Below are 15271 nucleotides of genomic sequence, written 5' to 3'. Positions count from 1 at the left end.
AAACCTTTGGCATCCTTACGTGATATAAAATCCAGAATTACTTCTACAAAAAAGACAAGTCAAATTACAAAAGCAATGCAAATGGTATCAGCAGCGAAATTAAATCGTGCCGAAAACAATGCAAAAGCTTTCGTTCCTTATATGGAAAAAATTCAAGAAGTGGTTGCAAACATTGCTCTAGGATCTACCGGTGTTACACACCCAATGATGCAAACGCGGGTAGTAAAGAAAACTGCTTATATCGTTATCACATCAGACCGTGGTTTAGCTGGAGCATACAACAGTAATATTTTACGTACTGCTTTTCAGGCGATGAAAGAACGTCACAAAAGCAATGACGAGTTTGCTGTCGTAGTGATTGGTAAAATCGGTTTAAACTTCTTTAAAAAGCGTGGGGTACCGGTAGTTTCAGAAATCACTGGATTAGGTGATTTACCAACATTCGCAACTATTAAGGATATTGCTAGTAAATCAGTTAGCCTATTCGAAGATGGAACGTTTGATGAATTATACCTTTACTATAACCACTTTGTAAGTGCCATTGAGCATGTAGTAACCGAGAAAAAGCTACTTCCATTAACGGATATCGCTACTTCTACAAAGTTAACTTCCTATGAATTTGAACCATCACAAGAAGATATTCTAGAAGTTTTACTTCCACAGTATGCTGAAACCTTAATATACGGAGCTCTATTAGATGGGAAAGCAAGTGAACATGCAGCGCGTATGACTGCCATGAAGAGTGCAACTGATAATGCTAAGGAGTTAATCAATAACCTTACCTTAAAATATAACCGAGCGCGTCAAGCAGCGATTACTCAAGAGATTTCTGAAATCGTTGGTGGAGCAGCTGCACAACAGCAGTAATGAAAAGCTGAAGTGCCCGTCTTTCCCTCTGGCATAGCAAATGTTCTGAAGTGGGGAAAAGGGTGAACTTCCCTTTTATCCGATTGAGGTTATTTGACCTCAGGCGGGCTGGGTGCCAAAGCTAGCCAAATCCGAATAAATAGTCAAATACAAAAAAATGTTCTAATAGTAAGTTAGGAGGGAAATCGATGACAAAAGGACGTATTACCCAAGTTATGGGTCCTGTTGTAGACGTACAGTTTGAATCTGGACATCTTCCTGAAATTTATAATGCCCTTACAATTAACCATACAGCAACTGGAGAAAATGCAGTTAGCATCAAGTTAACACTTGAAGTTGCTCTTCACTTAGGTGACGACACTGTTCGTACAATTGCAATGGCTTCAACTGACGGAGTTGTTCGTGGATTAGAAGTTACTGATACTGGATCACCTATTTCTGTACCTGTTGGTGATATTACTCTAGGGCGCGTATTCAACGTTTTAGGTGAAAATATTGACCTTGATGAAGCTCTTCCTGCAGGTGTTCGTCGTGACGCAATTCACAGACTAGCTCCTACATTTGAAGAATTATCAACAGAGGTAGAAATTCTTGAAACAGGTATTAAAGTAGTTGACTTACTTGCTCCTTATATTAAGGGTGGTAAGATTGGTCTTTTCGGTGGTGCCGGTGTTGGTAAAACGGTATTAATTCAGGAATTAATCAACAACATTGCTCAAGAACACGGTGGTATTTCGGTATTTGCTGGTGTAGGAGAGCGTACTCGTGAAGGAAATGACCTTTACCACGAGATGAGTGAATCAGGAGTTATTAAGAAAACAGCGATGGTATTCGGACAAATGAACGAGCCACCTGGAGCACGTATGCGTGTAGCTTTAACAGGTTTGACAATGGCAGAATATTTCCGTGATGACCAAGGTCAAGACGTACTATTCTTCATCGATAACATTTTCCGCTTTACACAAGCAGGATCTGAGGTTTCTGCCCTTTTAGGACGTATGCCTTCAGCCGTAGGTTACCAGCCTACACTTGCTTCTGAAATGGGTCAATTACAAGAACGTATTACGTCAACAAACAAAGGATCAATTACTTCTATTCAAGCGATTTATGTTCCTGCGGATGACTATACGGATCCAGCACCAGCAACAACTTTCGCTCACTTAGATGCAACAACGAACCTTGAGCGTAAGCTTTCTGAAATGGGTATTTACCCTGCGGTAGATCCACTTGCTTCTACTTCACGTGCACTATCTCCTGAAATTGTTGGAGAAGAACACTACAATGTGGCTCGTCAAGTACAATCAACTTTACAAAGATATAAAGAACTTCAAGATATTATTGCAATCTTAGGTATGGATGAGCTTTCAGATGATGACAAACTAGTCGTTCACCGTGCTCGTCGTATTCAGTTCTACTTATCTCAAAACTTCCACGTTGCTGAGCAATTTACAGGACAACAAGGTTCTTATGTACCTGTAAAAGAAACAGTAAAAGGATTTAGAGAGATTCTAGATGGTAAGTACGATCACCTTCCTGAAGATGCATTCCGCTTAGTTGGTAGAATCGAAGAGGTTATCGAAAAAGCGAAATCAATGGGTGTAGAAGTATAATACTTGGGACATAGGAGGTTTATAATATGAAGACAATCCAAGTCAGTGTAGTGACTCCTGATGGCCCCGTCTATGAATCAGATGTAGAAATGGTAAGCACGAAAGCACAAAGTGGAGAACTTGGTATTTTACCAGGACACATCCCTATGGTGGCACCACTTGCAATTGGTACAGTTCGCTTAAAAACTGGGGGCAACACGGAACTCGTTGCAGTTACTGGAGGATTTTTAGAAGTTCGTCCAGATAAAGTAACGGTTCTTGCGCAATCTGCTGAACTCGGTGCCGACATTGATGTTGACCGTGCACAAGCAGCCAAAGAACGTGCCGAACTTCGCTTACAAGCAAAAGATACTGATACCGACCTGCAACGTGCAGAACTTGCTCTACAACGTGCAATAAATCGTTTAAAAGTAACGGGACGTATATAATTGATAAAAAGCCTTAGGTTGCATTAGCATCCTAGGGCTTTTTTGATTGAAAACTTCTAAATTAAAGTTTGGGTTATTTGGAGAAATATGTTTAACGGACAATAAATGGACAGTTATGGCTTATAAGTCAAATGTTTCGGATCATAAAAGTGAAGGACGGCTTATATATCCTTAATTTGGCTTATATAATCGATGTTTCGGATTATATGTGGAAATTTAACTCACTGACAGCTACTCACAAAGTCAGAAAGTAGTTAAATCTAATGGGATTCTCCCTTTTTTGTATTGATGTAGTCCTTTATATGGCATTATCTTATTTTTCCTTTGGATAATGATTGATTCTTCTTGGATATGACCTTGTACCGAGGCACTGTTCCTTAAATAAGCTTCGATCATACCCACACATGTAGTGGATGTTGGGTGTGGGAACGTTTAACCTTACCTCTTTGAAAAGAAATCCTCTGACATTAGGAAATGATGAACAAGCTTTATCGACACAAATATCCGTAAATGATATAATGTTTACGGTTACAATGAAATGATTATAAAAAAATGATTAATAAGATTGGTTGCGAATAGGAGTTGATTATATGGAGCTTTTAAATCTATACCAGAATAACTACGTAATCGTATTTATTTTTCTATCTTTAGGGATCATCCTACCAGTTGTAGCACTGACTGCTGGTCGTTTTTTACGACCTCATAAACCGACTGAGGCGAAACAAACAACCTATGAAAGTGGTATTGAACCTTATCATGATGCTAGAGTTCAATTTAACGTTAGATATTACATATTCGCGTTAATGTTTGTCATTTTTGACGTAGAAACTGTTTTCCTTTATCCATGGGCTGTTGCATATGAAGAATTAGGTATTTTTGCACTTATTGAAATGCTTATATTTGTACTTATGTTATTTATTGGACTAATTTATGCATGGAAGAAGGGTGTACTCAAATGGATTTAAAACTTGAAAATATAACACCTGAAGAAATGGAAGAATTGCAGCGTAATGTGTTCCTCGCAACATTAGAACAGCTAAAGGCCTGGGCCAGAAGTAATTCACTATGGCCATTAACCTTTGGCTTAGCTTGCTGTGCGATTGAAATGATGGGTGTGGGATCTTCTCACTATGACCTTGACCGCTTTGGGTCTTTTTTCCGTACGTCTCCTCGTCAATCGGACGTTATGATTGTATCAGGTACAGTCACGAAAAAAATGGCACCTGTTTTAAAGCGTCTTTATGATCAAATGCCAGAACCGAAATACGTGATTGCAATGGGTTCCTGTGCGACAGCAGGTGGACCCTATGTAAAATCATATGCTGTAGTAAAAGGTGTGGACCAAATCGTACCTGTTGATGTTTATATCCCTGGTTGCCCACCCAACCCAGCGGCATTAATATACGGGATTAATAAATTAAGAGAAAAGATTAAGTACGAAGCAAAGACTGGAAAGCAGGTGACTAGTCGATGAGTGATGAAAAGAGCCTAGATCAGGTGAAACGAGAAGCTGCACAAAAAGCAAAAGAAGAAGCACTCCTCCGTTTAGCTGAGAGAAAAGCTCAACAAGTAAGCACGATAGAAGTAGCAGATTCAGAGCCTCCTACTTCTACCATAGAAAAGACAAAAGAAGAACTTAAAAAAGAAGCAGCGCAGAAGGCAAAAGAGGCTGCCCAGAAGCGTTTAGCAGATAAACAAGCAGAAGCAGCAAAAACAGCAACTGAAGAGCCTGCCACAGAAAAGACAAAAGAAGAACTTAAGAAAGAAGCAGCTCAAAAAGCAAAAGAGGCTGCCCAGAAGCGTTTAGCAGATAAACAAGCAGCAGAAACGGAGTCATCTGACCCTAGTGCCCAAGGTGATGACCTCGCCAAGCAGAAAGCAATAGCCGTTGCCAAAGCGAATGCAGCAGCCGCGGCCAAAGCGAAGATTGCCGCACTTGCCAAGCAGTCAGAAACAACTGATTCAACAGATGGAGACAATCTAGACGATGAAGCAAAGGCAAAAGCCAAAGCAATAGCCGTTGCTAAAGCAAAAGCTGCCGCGGCCGCCAAAGTAAAAGCAGGAGCTCTTGCAAAAACGGATGGAACCTCCCCAGATGGTGATGATGAAAAGGCAAAGGCAATTGCTGCTGCTAAGGCAAAAGCCGCAGCCGCGGTCGCGGCTAGAGCAAAAGCTGGCTCTAGTTCAGTCGAGCCAATGGAAGAGCAAAAGCCGTCACCTAATCAACCGACTTTAGATAAGTATGTTAAGGTCATACAAGAGCATCTTGGAGATGTTCTAGAAGACTCCTATATTAATCGTCTATCAAAGGATGTTCCAACTTTGGTAGCTAAAAGAGAAAACTTTCACAAGGTTGCTGAGTTCCTAAAATATAATGAACAATTAAGATTTGAATACTTATCTGAACTACATGGAACTGATTTTGTCAAACATATGGAAGTATATGTACACTTATATTCGTATAAAAATCATCAATCTGTTGCATTAAAAGTTAAGATTGACAGAGATGAGCCAGTGATAGACTCACTTTCTTTACTGTGGAATGGAGCAAATTGGCCAGAAAGAGAAGCCTATGACCTCCTTGGAATTAAGTTCACAGGTCATCCAAATCTAACTCGAATTATGCTTACAGATGATTGGGTTGGTTACCCATTACGAAAAGACTATGAACCATACGATGTGGAGGTGTAGTCGTTGATTCGCACAGAAGAAATGCTACTAAACGTAGGTCCACAGCATCCTAGTACACATGGTGTTTTCCGGATTGTACTAAAAATTGATGGTGAAACCATTAAGGAAGCGACTCCTGTTATTGGTTACTTACACCGAGGAACAGAGAAGCTAGCTGAAGATCTACAATATACTCAAATAATTCCTTATACAGATCGCATGGATTACTTATCTGCGATGACCAACAACTATGTTCTATGTCATGCAGTGGAAACGATGATGGACCTTAAAATTCCAGATAGAGCGGAATATTTACGTGTTCTTGCGATGGAATTGGGACGAGTTGCGAGCCATTTAGTATGGTATGGAACATACCTATTAGATATTGGAGCAGTAAGCCCGTTTCTTTATGCTTTTAGAGAACGTGAAATGATTATTAACCTATTAAATGAATTGTCTGGAGCACGTCTCACATTCAACTACATGCGTGTGGGTGGAGTAAAGTGGGATGCACCAGATGGTTGGATCGAAAAGGTTGGGGATTTTGTTCCTTACATGAGAAAACAGCTTGCTGGCTATCATGATCTTGTCACGGGAAATGAAATCTATATGACACGTGTTAAAGGTGTTGGAAAGTATACAAAGCAAGAAGCCCTTTCCTACTCGTTAAGTGGGGCTAACCTAAGGTGTACAGGCGTGAAATGGGATCTACGTAAAGACGAACCCTACTCCATTTACGACCGCTTTGACTTTGATGTTCCAGTAAGAGAAGAAGGTGACTGCTGGTCACGTTACCATTGCCGAATGGAAGAGATTGAAGAGTCTCTGAAAATCATTGAACAAGCTGTTGAACAATTCCCAGCAGTTGGTGAAATCATGGCAAAGGTGCCTAAGATTATAAAAGTTCCACAAGGGGAAGCCTTTGTTCGCATCGAATCACCTCGTGGGGAAATCGGTTGCTATATTGCCAGTGACGGTAAGAAAGAGCCGTACCGGTTAAAATTCAGACGTCCTTCCTTCTATAACCTTCAAATTCTACCAAAGCTTCTTGAAGGAGAAAATATGGCAAACTTGATTGCTATACTTGGTGGAATTGATATCGTACTAGGGGAGGTTGATGGCTAATGATTGAAGGTCTTTTACAATCTACTCCAGGTATAAGTAATTTTCTCATCTTTTTTGGTTTAGCCACGGCCTTCCTTATGGTCGTTCTTGGCTTTGTTACATACGGTATCCTTGCAGAGCGTAAAGTAATGGGCTTTATGCAAGGGCGTATTGGACCCAACCAAGTCGGAGGAAGATGGGGATTACTACAAACGGTAGCAGATGTTTTAAAGCTTTTACTAAAAGAGGATACCATTCCTAAATTAGCAGATAAGCCCTTGTTTATTTTGGCTCCAGTGCTTGCGTTTACACCTGCATTTATGGTGCTGGCAACCATTCCATTTACAGATGCTTTTCAATTTGCAGATATTGGTGTTGGGCTCCTTTATTATATTGCGATATCTGGTATTACGACGATTGGTGTTGTTACAGGCGGTTGGGCATCCAACAATAAGTATGCTCTAATGGGTGGTATGCGTGCGGCAGCTCAAATGATCTCGTATGAAATCCCACTGGTTATGTCAGTGATTGGAGTTATTTTATTATCAGGAAGCTTAAATTTAAATGATATTGTTGCAGCTCAAGCAGAGACAGCTTGGTTTATCCTCCTTCAACCAGTGGCATTTTTAATCTTCTTCATTGCTTCAGTTGCAGAATTAAATCGAACTCCTTTTGACTTACCTGAAGCGGAGTCAGAATTAGTTGCTGGATTCCATGTTGAATATTCGGGCTTCCGCTGGGCATTTTTCATGCTAGCTGAATATGTTTATTTCTTTGCAATGGCTGCATTAACTACTGTTCTATTTCTAGGTGGATGGTTGGCACCATTTGAGTTCTTAAGCTTTATTCCAGGTGCAGTGTGGTTTGCCATAAAATTCTCTATGGTTGTTTTCGTTTTAATTTGGATCCGTGTAAGCTTTCCGCGTTTACGTGCCGATCATTTAATGGAGTTTGGATGGAAAGTATTATTACCAGTTGCCATTTTAAATATTTTCATCGCAGCATTACTAAAAGAATTTTTCTTTTAAGAGAAACGGATTGTTTTTAGAAAAGGGGTGTGAAAGATGCTAGGCTTAGCGAAAGGTTTGAAATATACCCTTCAAAACTTATCAAAGAAAAAAGTAACCTATGATTACCCGAATGAGCCTCTACCATTACCAGACCGATATCGAGGCATTCAAAAGTTTTATCCAGAAAAGTGTATCGTCTGTAATCAATGTGCCAATATTTGTCCAACAGACTGTATTCAGTTGACTGGGAAAAAGCATCCGGATCCAACTAAAAAAGGGAAAATCATAGATACATATGATATCAACTTTGAAATTTGTATACTATGTGACTTATGCACGGAGGTTTGTCCTACAGAAGCTATTGTGATGACCAATAATTTTGAGCTTGCGTCATACAGTCGGGATGATCTTTTCAAAAATCTTGAATGGCTAGACGAAAATGATACGAATGTGAGAAGGGAGAATAAAGCGTGAGTGGCGAATTTATTGCATTTTTAGTGTTAGCATTAGTGGCTATTGCAGGTGGTGTTCTCATGATCAACCTTTCGAATGTCGTCCACATGGTCCTAGCCCTTGTATTCTCTTTTATAAGCATTGCAGGTATTTACGTACTGCTGTCTGCAGAATTTGTGGCAGCCGTACAAATTTTAATCTATTCAGGTGCTATAACCATTATTATGTTGTTTGGTATCATGTTAACGAGACACAATGATACGAGTGAGGCTAGGTCTAGCCTTGGGAAAAAGATCCTCATTATGGGGGGGATTGCTGCTTTTGCAATCACTGTTTATTTTGGGATATACGACCTACAGCTAAGCGACCAACCAACAGACCTACATGTAGAAAACACGAAACAAATCGGGATAACTTTATACTCGAAGTACATTATTCCGTTTGAATTAACTTCAGTTTTGCTTCTAGTAGCTTTGATTGGTGCTATAGTATTAGCAAAAAAAGATGATCAAAAGGAGGCGAATGACGAATGAGTTCCGTTCCGTTATCCGCCTACCTCGTACTGGCATTAATATTATTTTGTATTGGACTATACGGAGCTCTAACGAAACGAAATGCGGTTATTGTATTAATTTCAATTGAGCTCATGCTGAATGCATCCAATATAAATTTAGTTGCGTTTAGTAAATTTGGAGTAACCCCAGGGATTACTGGCCAAATTTTTACACTCTTCTCGATTTCGATTGCAGCAGCAGAAGCAGCCGTTGGGTTAGCTATTCTAATTGCACTTTATCGCAATAAATCGACTGTGAACGTCGATGAGATGGATACACTCAAAAGATAACCCGAGAATAGTGGTATCTTTTTGAAATAAATCGGGACAAGCGAAAATTGAAAGTAGTTGTCTTGAATATAGCAATAAATACTGGTTATAAAGGCAAATCAGTAATAAAGGGGATTGATAAACAAATGATGGAAAATGCTTGGCTAATACCACTTTTTCCGCTTGCCTCCTTTTTAATCCTACTTATATTCGGCAAACGGATGAAAGAAGCAAGTGCATACGTAGGCATCGTGTTCACGTTTTTCTCCCTCCTATATTCCGTCTTGGTGCTAATCAATCGTCTATCTGCACCAAATGTAAAAACGGAATTCACATGGCTTTCCATTGGAGAAATTCAGTTAACAGCTGGGTTTGAAGTTAACCAACTGAACGCATTGATGCTCGTCATTGTTTCACTTGTGAGCTTCTTAGTACATATGTATTCAAAAGGGTATATGCATGAAGATGAACGTTTTCATATATATTACGCGTATTTAGGTTTCTTTACTTTTGCAATGCTAGGATTGGTTCTATCACCGAACCTACTGCAAACTTATATGTTTTGGGAACTCGTTGGGCTAGGTTCATTCCTCCTAATTGGTTTCTATTTCTTCAAAGGTGAGGCAAAAGCTGCAGCCAAAAAGGCATTTATTATGACACGTATTGGTGACGTTGGTTTACTGATCGGGATCATCTTACTGTTTTGGCAAGTAGGTAGCTTTGAATATGATGAAATTTTTTCAAGCGTTGAGGCTGGAGCCATTTCAAATGGAATGATTACACTTATAGCTATCCTCATCTTCATTGGAGCGATGGGGAAATCAGGACAGTTTCCACTTCACACATGGTTGCCTGACGCCATGGAAGGGCCAACGCCAGTTTCTGCCTTAATCCATGCTGCAACAATGGTAGCGGCAGGTGTATACCTTGTAGCTGCTTTATTCCCGCTTTTTGCTGCAAGTGAAACAGCACTCTATACGGTTGCGGTTATTGGTGGAATAACAGCTATCTTCGCTGCATCGATTGGTCTTGTGCAAAAAGATATTAAACGTGTACTTGCCTATTCGACGGTCAGTCAATTAGGTTACATGATGCTTGCTTTAGGATCTGCTGGCTATGTGGCAGGTGTTTTCCACTTAATGACACATGCATTTTTCAAAGCCCTACTATTCTTAGCTGCTGGTAGTGTCATTCATGCTGTTCATACTCAAAATATAGAGGAAATGGGCGGACTTTGGAAAAAGCTTCGTGTAACGGCACCACTGTTCTTAATTGGAACACTAGCAATAAGTGGTGTTCCACTGTTTTCAGGATTTTTCAGTAAAGATGAAATACTACTAGCTGCTTGGTCAAAAGGAAATTATGGTTTGTTTTGGCTAGCTGTTCTAGCAGCATTCTTTACAGCGTTTTATATGTTCCGCTTGTTTTTCATGGTGTTTACTGGGGAGAATCGCGGCAATCAGAAACAAATCCATGAATCCCCATCCGTTATGACCATTCCTATGATCGTACTAGGTGTGCTGGCTGTTGTTTCTGGGTATGTGAATACACCTTGGTTTGGGACATTCTTAGGAGACTGGTTGACAGAAGGAACAGAAACCCTTGGCTATGCTCATACTGAGGGTCCACTTTGGATCATGGCAATTGCCACTATCGTTTCACTTGGTGGAATTTTATTAGCCTATATGATTTATGGAAATAAAACGATTCCTCGTGATTGGTTGAGTAGTCGATTCCCTGCAGGTTATGGAATTCTGTCTAATAAATACTTTGTGGACGAGTTCTATCAACTCACAGTGGTTTTTGCGACCAAGACATTTAGTTTATTCTTAAAATATATTGAAATTTTTATCATCGAAGGTATTATTAACGGAGTCAAAGCCCTTGTGAACCGTGCAAGCCGTATTGGTGCAGCCGCACACAATGGCCAAGTGCAAACCTATGGTTCAGTTGCGTTTGTTGGTTTAGCCTTGCTCCTATTGATTTATGTACTGAGGGGGTATTTAGGATGAATCAGTCTATTCTTTTATCATTCTTAATTTTCTCCCCACTGGTTGGTATATTGATTTTAGGATTCATGCCAAAAGCACAGGAGAAAACCATAAAGTTAGTAGGTTTTTTGAGCACACTGCTTCCGCTGCTTGTTGCAGGAATTATTTATGTTCAATACCTTTCTGGAAAAGCCCTATCAACGTTTGGAGAAGTATATGAATGGATCCAAATAGGGAATTTTGAACTTTATAAAGGCCGGTTATTTGCTATTGATTATGAATTAGGAGTGGATGGGTTCTCTTTAGCCCTATTACTATTAACAACGATCGTAGCAACACTTGCTTCAATAGCTTCTATCAATATTAAAAAGGAATGGAAAGGCTATTTTATGCTATTCCTATTGCTTGAAATTGGAATGCTTGGAGTATTTGCAGCTGAAAACCTAATACTGTTCTTCCTATTCTTTGAACTCACTTTGATACCTATGTTCTTCCTTATTGGGAAATGGGGTTACTTTGATAAAGAAAAAGCGGCCTATAGTTATTTAATTTATAACGGAATAGGATCTGCTATCCTCTTAATTGTTATTATCATTTTATTTGCAAGAACAGGTACGTCTAATATTGCGTTGTTAGGTGAAATCTTAAATGGAACGTATGACACAGAACAGATTATTAAACCGTTTTCTAGTGAGCTTCGATGGGGCTTGTTTTTAGGGTTATTAATTGCGTTTGGTGTTAAGCTACCCATTTTCCCTTTGCACAGCTGGATGCTTCGTGTTCATGTACAGGCTCCACCATCAATTGTTATGCTTCACTCCGGGATCTTATTGAAAATAGGTGCCTTTGGTTTAATTCGCTTTGGTGCTGGATTATTTCCCGAGGAATTTGTCGCATTTTCGGTTGTTTTGGCAGTGCTAGGAGTTGTCAATCTCCTATATGGTGCCTTCCTAGCATTTATCCAGGATGACTTTAAAATGGTCTTGGCCTATTCTAGTATTTCGCACATGGGAATTATTCTAATCGGTCTGGCAGCTTTAAATGAGGCTGGAATTCAAGGAGCCATTTTCCAAGTCGTGTCCCATGGATTGATTTCTGCCCTACTGTTCTTTTTAGTGGGAATTCTCTATGAACGTTTTGAAACAACGAGTCTTGCTCGCTTAGGAGGACTTGCAAAAGTTATGCCAATAACAGCAGGCTTTTTATTAGCTGGTTCGATGGCATCGTTAGGCTTACCTGGTATGTCGGGTTTTGTTAGTGAATTTATGGCATTCTTAGGATTATTTAAAGAAATGCCTGTGATTGCTGCAATTGGAGCAATTGGTATCATCATGACAGCCGTATACTTACTTCGTGCCGTGTTAAATATGACCTTTGGTTCGTTAAAGGAAGACATAAAAGAAGTGAATGATTTAAAGAAAGTAGAATGGGTTCCAGTAATTGTGTTACTAGGTTTAATCATCTTAATCGGTGTTTACCCAAATGTACTGTCAGGACCACTACAATCAACAGTTGAAACCATCATGCTAGGAATAGGGGGTTAGAAGAATGGATGTAAACACATTATTGAGCTTTGAATGGGGAGCGATGGCACCTGAGTTCATCATCCTAGGTGTAGCCACCCTTCTCTCCTTACTGGACCTGTTTGTGAAGCCAAGTGTTGATCGGAGACAGTTTGCGTATCTTGGTTTGGCAGGAATTATTGTAGCCCTAGGAATGCTGTTTACGCAGCTCGACCAGCCGGCTGTTCAAATTTTAGAAAATACGTACCGACTCGACTCTTTTTCAAAGGTATTTAAGATTCTCTTATTACTTGGTGCAGGTTTTGTCATGCTTATGGCAGCAGACTACGAGCCAAAAGAGAAACTCGAGTATAAAGGTGAATTTTATTACTTATTTTTAACAGCTTTACTTGGAGCTATGATAATGGCATCAAGTGGCGATTTGATTACCCTTTTTGTAGGATTAGAGTTATTATCTATATCCTCATATATTTTAGCAGGGTTAAGAAAACGACATATACCTTCCAACGAAGCGGCGATGAAATATGTAATTAACGGTGGAATTTCTACTGCTATTACCTTGTTTGGAATGAGCTATCTTTACGGACTAGCAGGCTCCACGAACTTAATTGTCATAAGTACTCAACTGAAAGGATTGTTCTCGCCCGAACTACAATTTCTAACCGTTATTGCTTTTTTCATGATCTTTGTGGGATTAGCCTTTAAAATAGCATCAGCTCCCTTTCACATGTGGGCTCCTGATGTATATGAAGGCGCGCCAATGCCTGTTACTGCTTTTTTAAGCATTGTTTCTAAGACTGCAGGATTTGTCATTATTTTAAGAATCTTTTTAACGATTTTCTCTCAAACACCTGCTGGATCAACGAGCTTGCTTGTAGGGATGGGGAATTATATTGCCATCCTAGCAGTCGTGACCATGATTGTTGGTAACCTCATTGCACTCCGCCAGAGAAATGTAAAACGATTATTTGCTTATTCTAGTATTGCCCATGCTGGCTATGTATTAGTGGCATTTATGGCCTTATCACCATTCATTTTAGATTCGATCTGGTTCTATCTTCTTGCTTACTTATTCATGAACTTTGGAGCATTTGCTATCCTCCAACTGATTGTCACTAAGACGGGTAAGGAAGATATTGGTGAATTTGCAGGGCTTTATCGAAAATCACCATTTTTAGCCATTTCACTTGGTGTTTTTATCCTTTCACTAGCAGGAATACCTGGTACGGCTGGATTTATGGCAAAGCTAAATATCTTCTTAGGTGCCTTGTTTATGGAGCATTATGTTGTTGCAGCCATCATGATAGGGGTTACTGTTATTTCCTATATTTACTATTTCGGACTACTCGGACAAATCTTTTTCCGTCCAGCAGAAGATCAGGAACGAATTAAGCTTCCAATAAGTATCATAGTGCTGATTATTTTATGTTTAGTTGGAACTATATCCCTTGGAATATTCCCAAATCTAGCTCTAGATGTTTTTTATCAAAATACCAATTTTGTTCTAGATTTCTTTCAAGAATGAATAAAGGGAGGCTAAAAAGGCCCTCTCTTTTACATGTAAATGACTTTGTCGAAAAAATAGGTAATAAGGAGCGGTTATATGGTGGCTCAGCAAATTTTCGGGCAGCAAGCCCTATTAAGTATCCTCTCTCATTTATTATTTATCACGATCACATGGTGGGCCCTACAAGCCATTAGAATTGATGTACTAATTAAGCCGAATTATGTGTGGCAAGCGAGAATCCTTCTGCTAGTAGTCACTATTGCAATAGGCACAACAGTAAGTAATTTCTTCTTGGACTATTTACTATGGTCCCAGCAGCTTCCACTAATTTTCTAAAGTCATGCTCTTGTAGCATGGCTTTTTCAATTTTTATTAGGTAGAAAAGCATTAAGTAAACACCTAATTCATAAAATTGAAATGTTGTATGTGGACATTGTCGGTTCATGACGACTTTTTCCAAGTATGTTCACCTCTAATCTGGCAAGAATGATTGTATGGAGAGGAAGTGAACGGTGTTGAAAAAAGATATAGTAAGTTTTTTATTCATTATGGTTTTGATAGGTGTATTGATTGGGTACAAGACAATTGAAGCAAGTGGGGAGAATGCTGAAATCCTTGATATCATTGAGGTGTTTGAACAGGAAGAAATCAATATCCAAGAATGGTCTCTCTACACAAAAGGAAGTTTAGATTCTATTCAAAACGAGAAGGAATTTGACGTAAAGATTGAAGAATTAACTATTTTAACGAAACAGTTTAGCTGGAGTGCAACAAAAGAGGGTAACCAATTCAAGGCTGTAGGGGTTAGGAATTATAATAATTCTATAAAAGAAAAAATAACTTTAGCTACTACCTTTAAAAGTAATACCCCATATACGTACCTTATTTATGAAGCAACAGGAACCGGTTGGTCTGAAGAGGACTATAAGGCCTTTTTACCTATATTTAATCATATAAAAACTGACATACTTCTTGGAGATTCCACAAATTTCTCTTGTGTTAAAGGGAATTTCAATGATAATATTGAAGAGGTTTTATATGATAAGGCTGAAGGGCTATTAAACGAATTTGATGCACAAATTGTCGAGTTAGTAAACGAGGAGACATTTGTCTCAATTACTGCATATACTAAACAGTGGGTGAAATATCTTCCTACGATTAACGGGAAGATGAATGTACAATTAGCTTTAAGAAATATAGGATTGGGCGGTAAAACTACAGTAGTGATAGGAACACCAATCATTACGTCTGAATATTAATATAGAGAAATTGGACGCGGAGGGGA

The 15271-nt window shown here is 39.3% G+C and carries 16 protein-coding genes; all 16 read left to right on the top strand.

Annotation, left to right across the window (positions count from 1 at the left end; genetic code table 11):
• Positions 1-6: 6 nt before the first annotated feature.
• The 16 genes from atpG to ACOI1C_RS07080 all read left to right on the top strand — a co-directional run bounded on the left by atpG (position 7) and on the right by ACOI1C_RS07080 (position 15245).
• Positions 7-867: an ATP synthase F1 subunit gamma gene (atpG, locus tag ACOI1C_RS07155; RefSeq protein WP_422509429.1), complete on the top strand. Its 861-nt coding sequence runs from the start codon at positions 7-9 to the stop codon at positions 865-867.
• Between the two features lie 188 nt (positions 868-1055).
• Positions 1056-2477, top strand: a complete 1422-nt coding sequence (gene atpD / locus ACOI1C_RS07150) for a F0F1 ATP synthase subunit beta (RefSeq protein WP_422509427.1) — start codon at positions 1056-1058, stop codon at positions 2475-2477.
• Between the two features lie 26 nt (positions 2478-2503).
• Positions 2504-2905, top strand: coding sequence for a F0F1 ATP synthase subunit epsilon (locus ACOI1C_RS07145; protein ID WP_422509425.1), 402 nt, complete (start codon positions 2504-2506; stop codon positions 2903-2905).
• Between the two features lie 590 nt (positions 2906-3495).
• Complete coding sequence (locus ACOI1C_RS07140) at positions 3496-3870, top strand: NADH-quinone oxidoreductase subunit A (protein WP_422509423.1); 375 nt, start codon at positions 3496-3498, stop codon at positions 3868-3870.
• Complete coding sequence (locus ACOI1C_RS07135) at positions 3861-4379, top strand: NuoB/complex I 20 kDa subunit family protein (protein WP_422509421.1); 519 nt, start codon at positions 3861-3863, stop codon at positions 4377-4379. Before ACOI1C_RS07140 ends, ACOI1C_RS07135 begins: the two co-directional genes overlap by 10 nt.
• Entirely contained in the window at positions 4376-5596 is a 1221-nt protein-coding gene (locus ACOI1C_RS07130; protein ID WP_422509419.1) for an NADH-quinone oxidoreductase subunit C, read from the top strand. The genes ACOI1C_RS07135 and ACOI1C_RS07130 overlap by 4 nt, the downstream gene beginning before the upstream one ends.
• Before the next feature lie 3 nt (positions 5597-5599).
• Positions 5600-6700, top strand: a complete 1101-nt coding sequence (locus ACOI1C_RS07125; protein ID WP_422509417.1) for an NADH-quinone oxidoreductase subunit D — start codon at positions 5600-5602, stop codon at positions 6698-6700.
• Positions 6700-7707 carry an NADH-quinone oxidoreductase subunit NuoH gene (nuoH, locus tag ACOI1C_RS07120; protein WP_422509415.1) on the top strand — a complete coding sequence of 336 codons (1008 nt, stop codon included), beginning with the start codon at positions 6700-6702 and terminating at the stop codon, positions 7705-7707. The genes ACOI1C_RS07125 and nuoH overlap by 1 nt, the downstream gene beginning before the upstream one ends.
• A gap of 36 nt (positions 7708-7743) precedes the next feature.
• Positions 7744-8163 (top strand): NADH-quinone oxidoreductase subunit NuoI, encoded by a 420-nt coding sequence (gene nuoI, locus ACOI1C_RS07115; RefSeq protein WP_422509413.1) that lies wholly within the window; start codon positions 7744-7746, stop codon positions 8161-8163.
• Positions 8160-8675 carry an NADH-quinone oxidoreductase subunit J gene (locus ACOI1C_RS07110; RefSeq protein ID WP_422509411.1) on the top strand — a complete coding sequence of 172 codons (516 nt, stop codon included), beginning with the start codon at positions 8160-8162 and terminating at the stop codon, positions 8673-8675. Before nuoI ends, ACOI1C_RS07110 begins: the two co-directional genes overlap by 4 nt.
• A complete protein-coding gene (gene nuoK, locus ACOI1C_RS07105; protein WP_422509409.1) occupies positions 8672-8986 on the top strand; it encodes an NADH-quinone oxidoreductase subunit NuoK in 315 nt (104 codons plus the stop codon). Before ACOI1C_RS07110 ends, nuoK begins: the two co-directional genes overlap by 4 nt.
• 125 nt (positions 8987-9111) lie before the next feature.
• On the top strand, positions 9112-10977 hold the full coding sequence (gene nuoL / locus ACOI1C_RS07100) for an NADH-quinone oxidoreductase subunit L (RefSeq protein ID WP_422509508.1): 1866 nt from the start codon (positions 9112-9114) through the stop codon (positions 10975-10977).
• Entirely contained in the window at positions 10974-12500 is a 1527-nt protein-coding gene (locus tag ACOI1C_RS07095; protein ID WP_422509407.1) for an NADH-quinone oxidoreductase subunit M, read from the top strand. Before nuoL ends, ACOI1C_RS07095 begins: the two co-directional genes overlap by 4 nt.
• A 4-nt stretch (positions 12501-12504) precedes the next feature.
• Positions 12505-14004 (top strand): NADH-quinone oxidoreductase subunit NuoN, encoded by a 1500-nt coding sequence (nuoN, locus tag ACOI1C_RS07090; RefSeq protein WP_422509405.1) that lies wholly within the window; start codon positions 12505-12507, stop codon positions 14002-14004.
• Positions 14005-14082: 78 nt separating this feature from the next.
• Positions 14083-14322 carry a DUF1146 family protein gene (locus tag ACOI1C_RS07085; RefSeq protein ID WP_422509403.1) on the top strand — a complete coding sequence of 80 codons (240 nt, stop codon included), beginning with the start codon at positions 14083-14085 and terminating at the stop codon, positions 14320-14322.
• 179 nt (positions 14323-14501) lie between these two features.
• A complete protein-coding gene (locus ACOI1C_RS07080) occupies positions 14502-15245 on the top strand; it encodes a YwmB family TATA-box binding protein (RefSeq protein WP_422509401.1) in 744 nt (247 codons plus the stop codon).
• The last annotated feature ends 26 nt before the right edge of the window (positions 15246-15271 follow it).

This window comes from Bacillus sp. DJP31 (assembly GCF_049310945.1).
In the GTDB taxonomy this organism is placed as follows: domain Bacteria; phylum Bacillota; class Bacilli; order Bacillales; family SA4; genus Bacillus_BS.
This window is presented reverse-complemented; position numbering and strand designations above follow the sequence as displayed.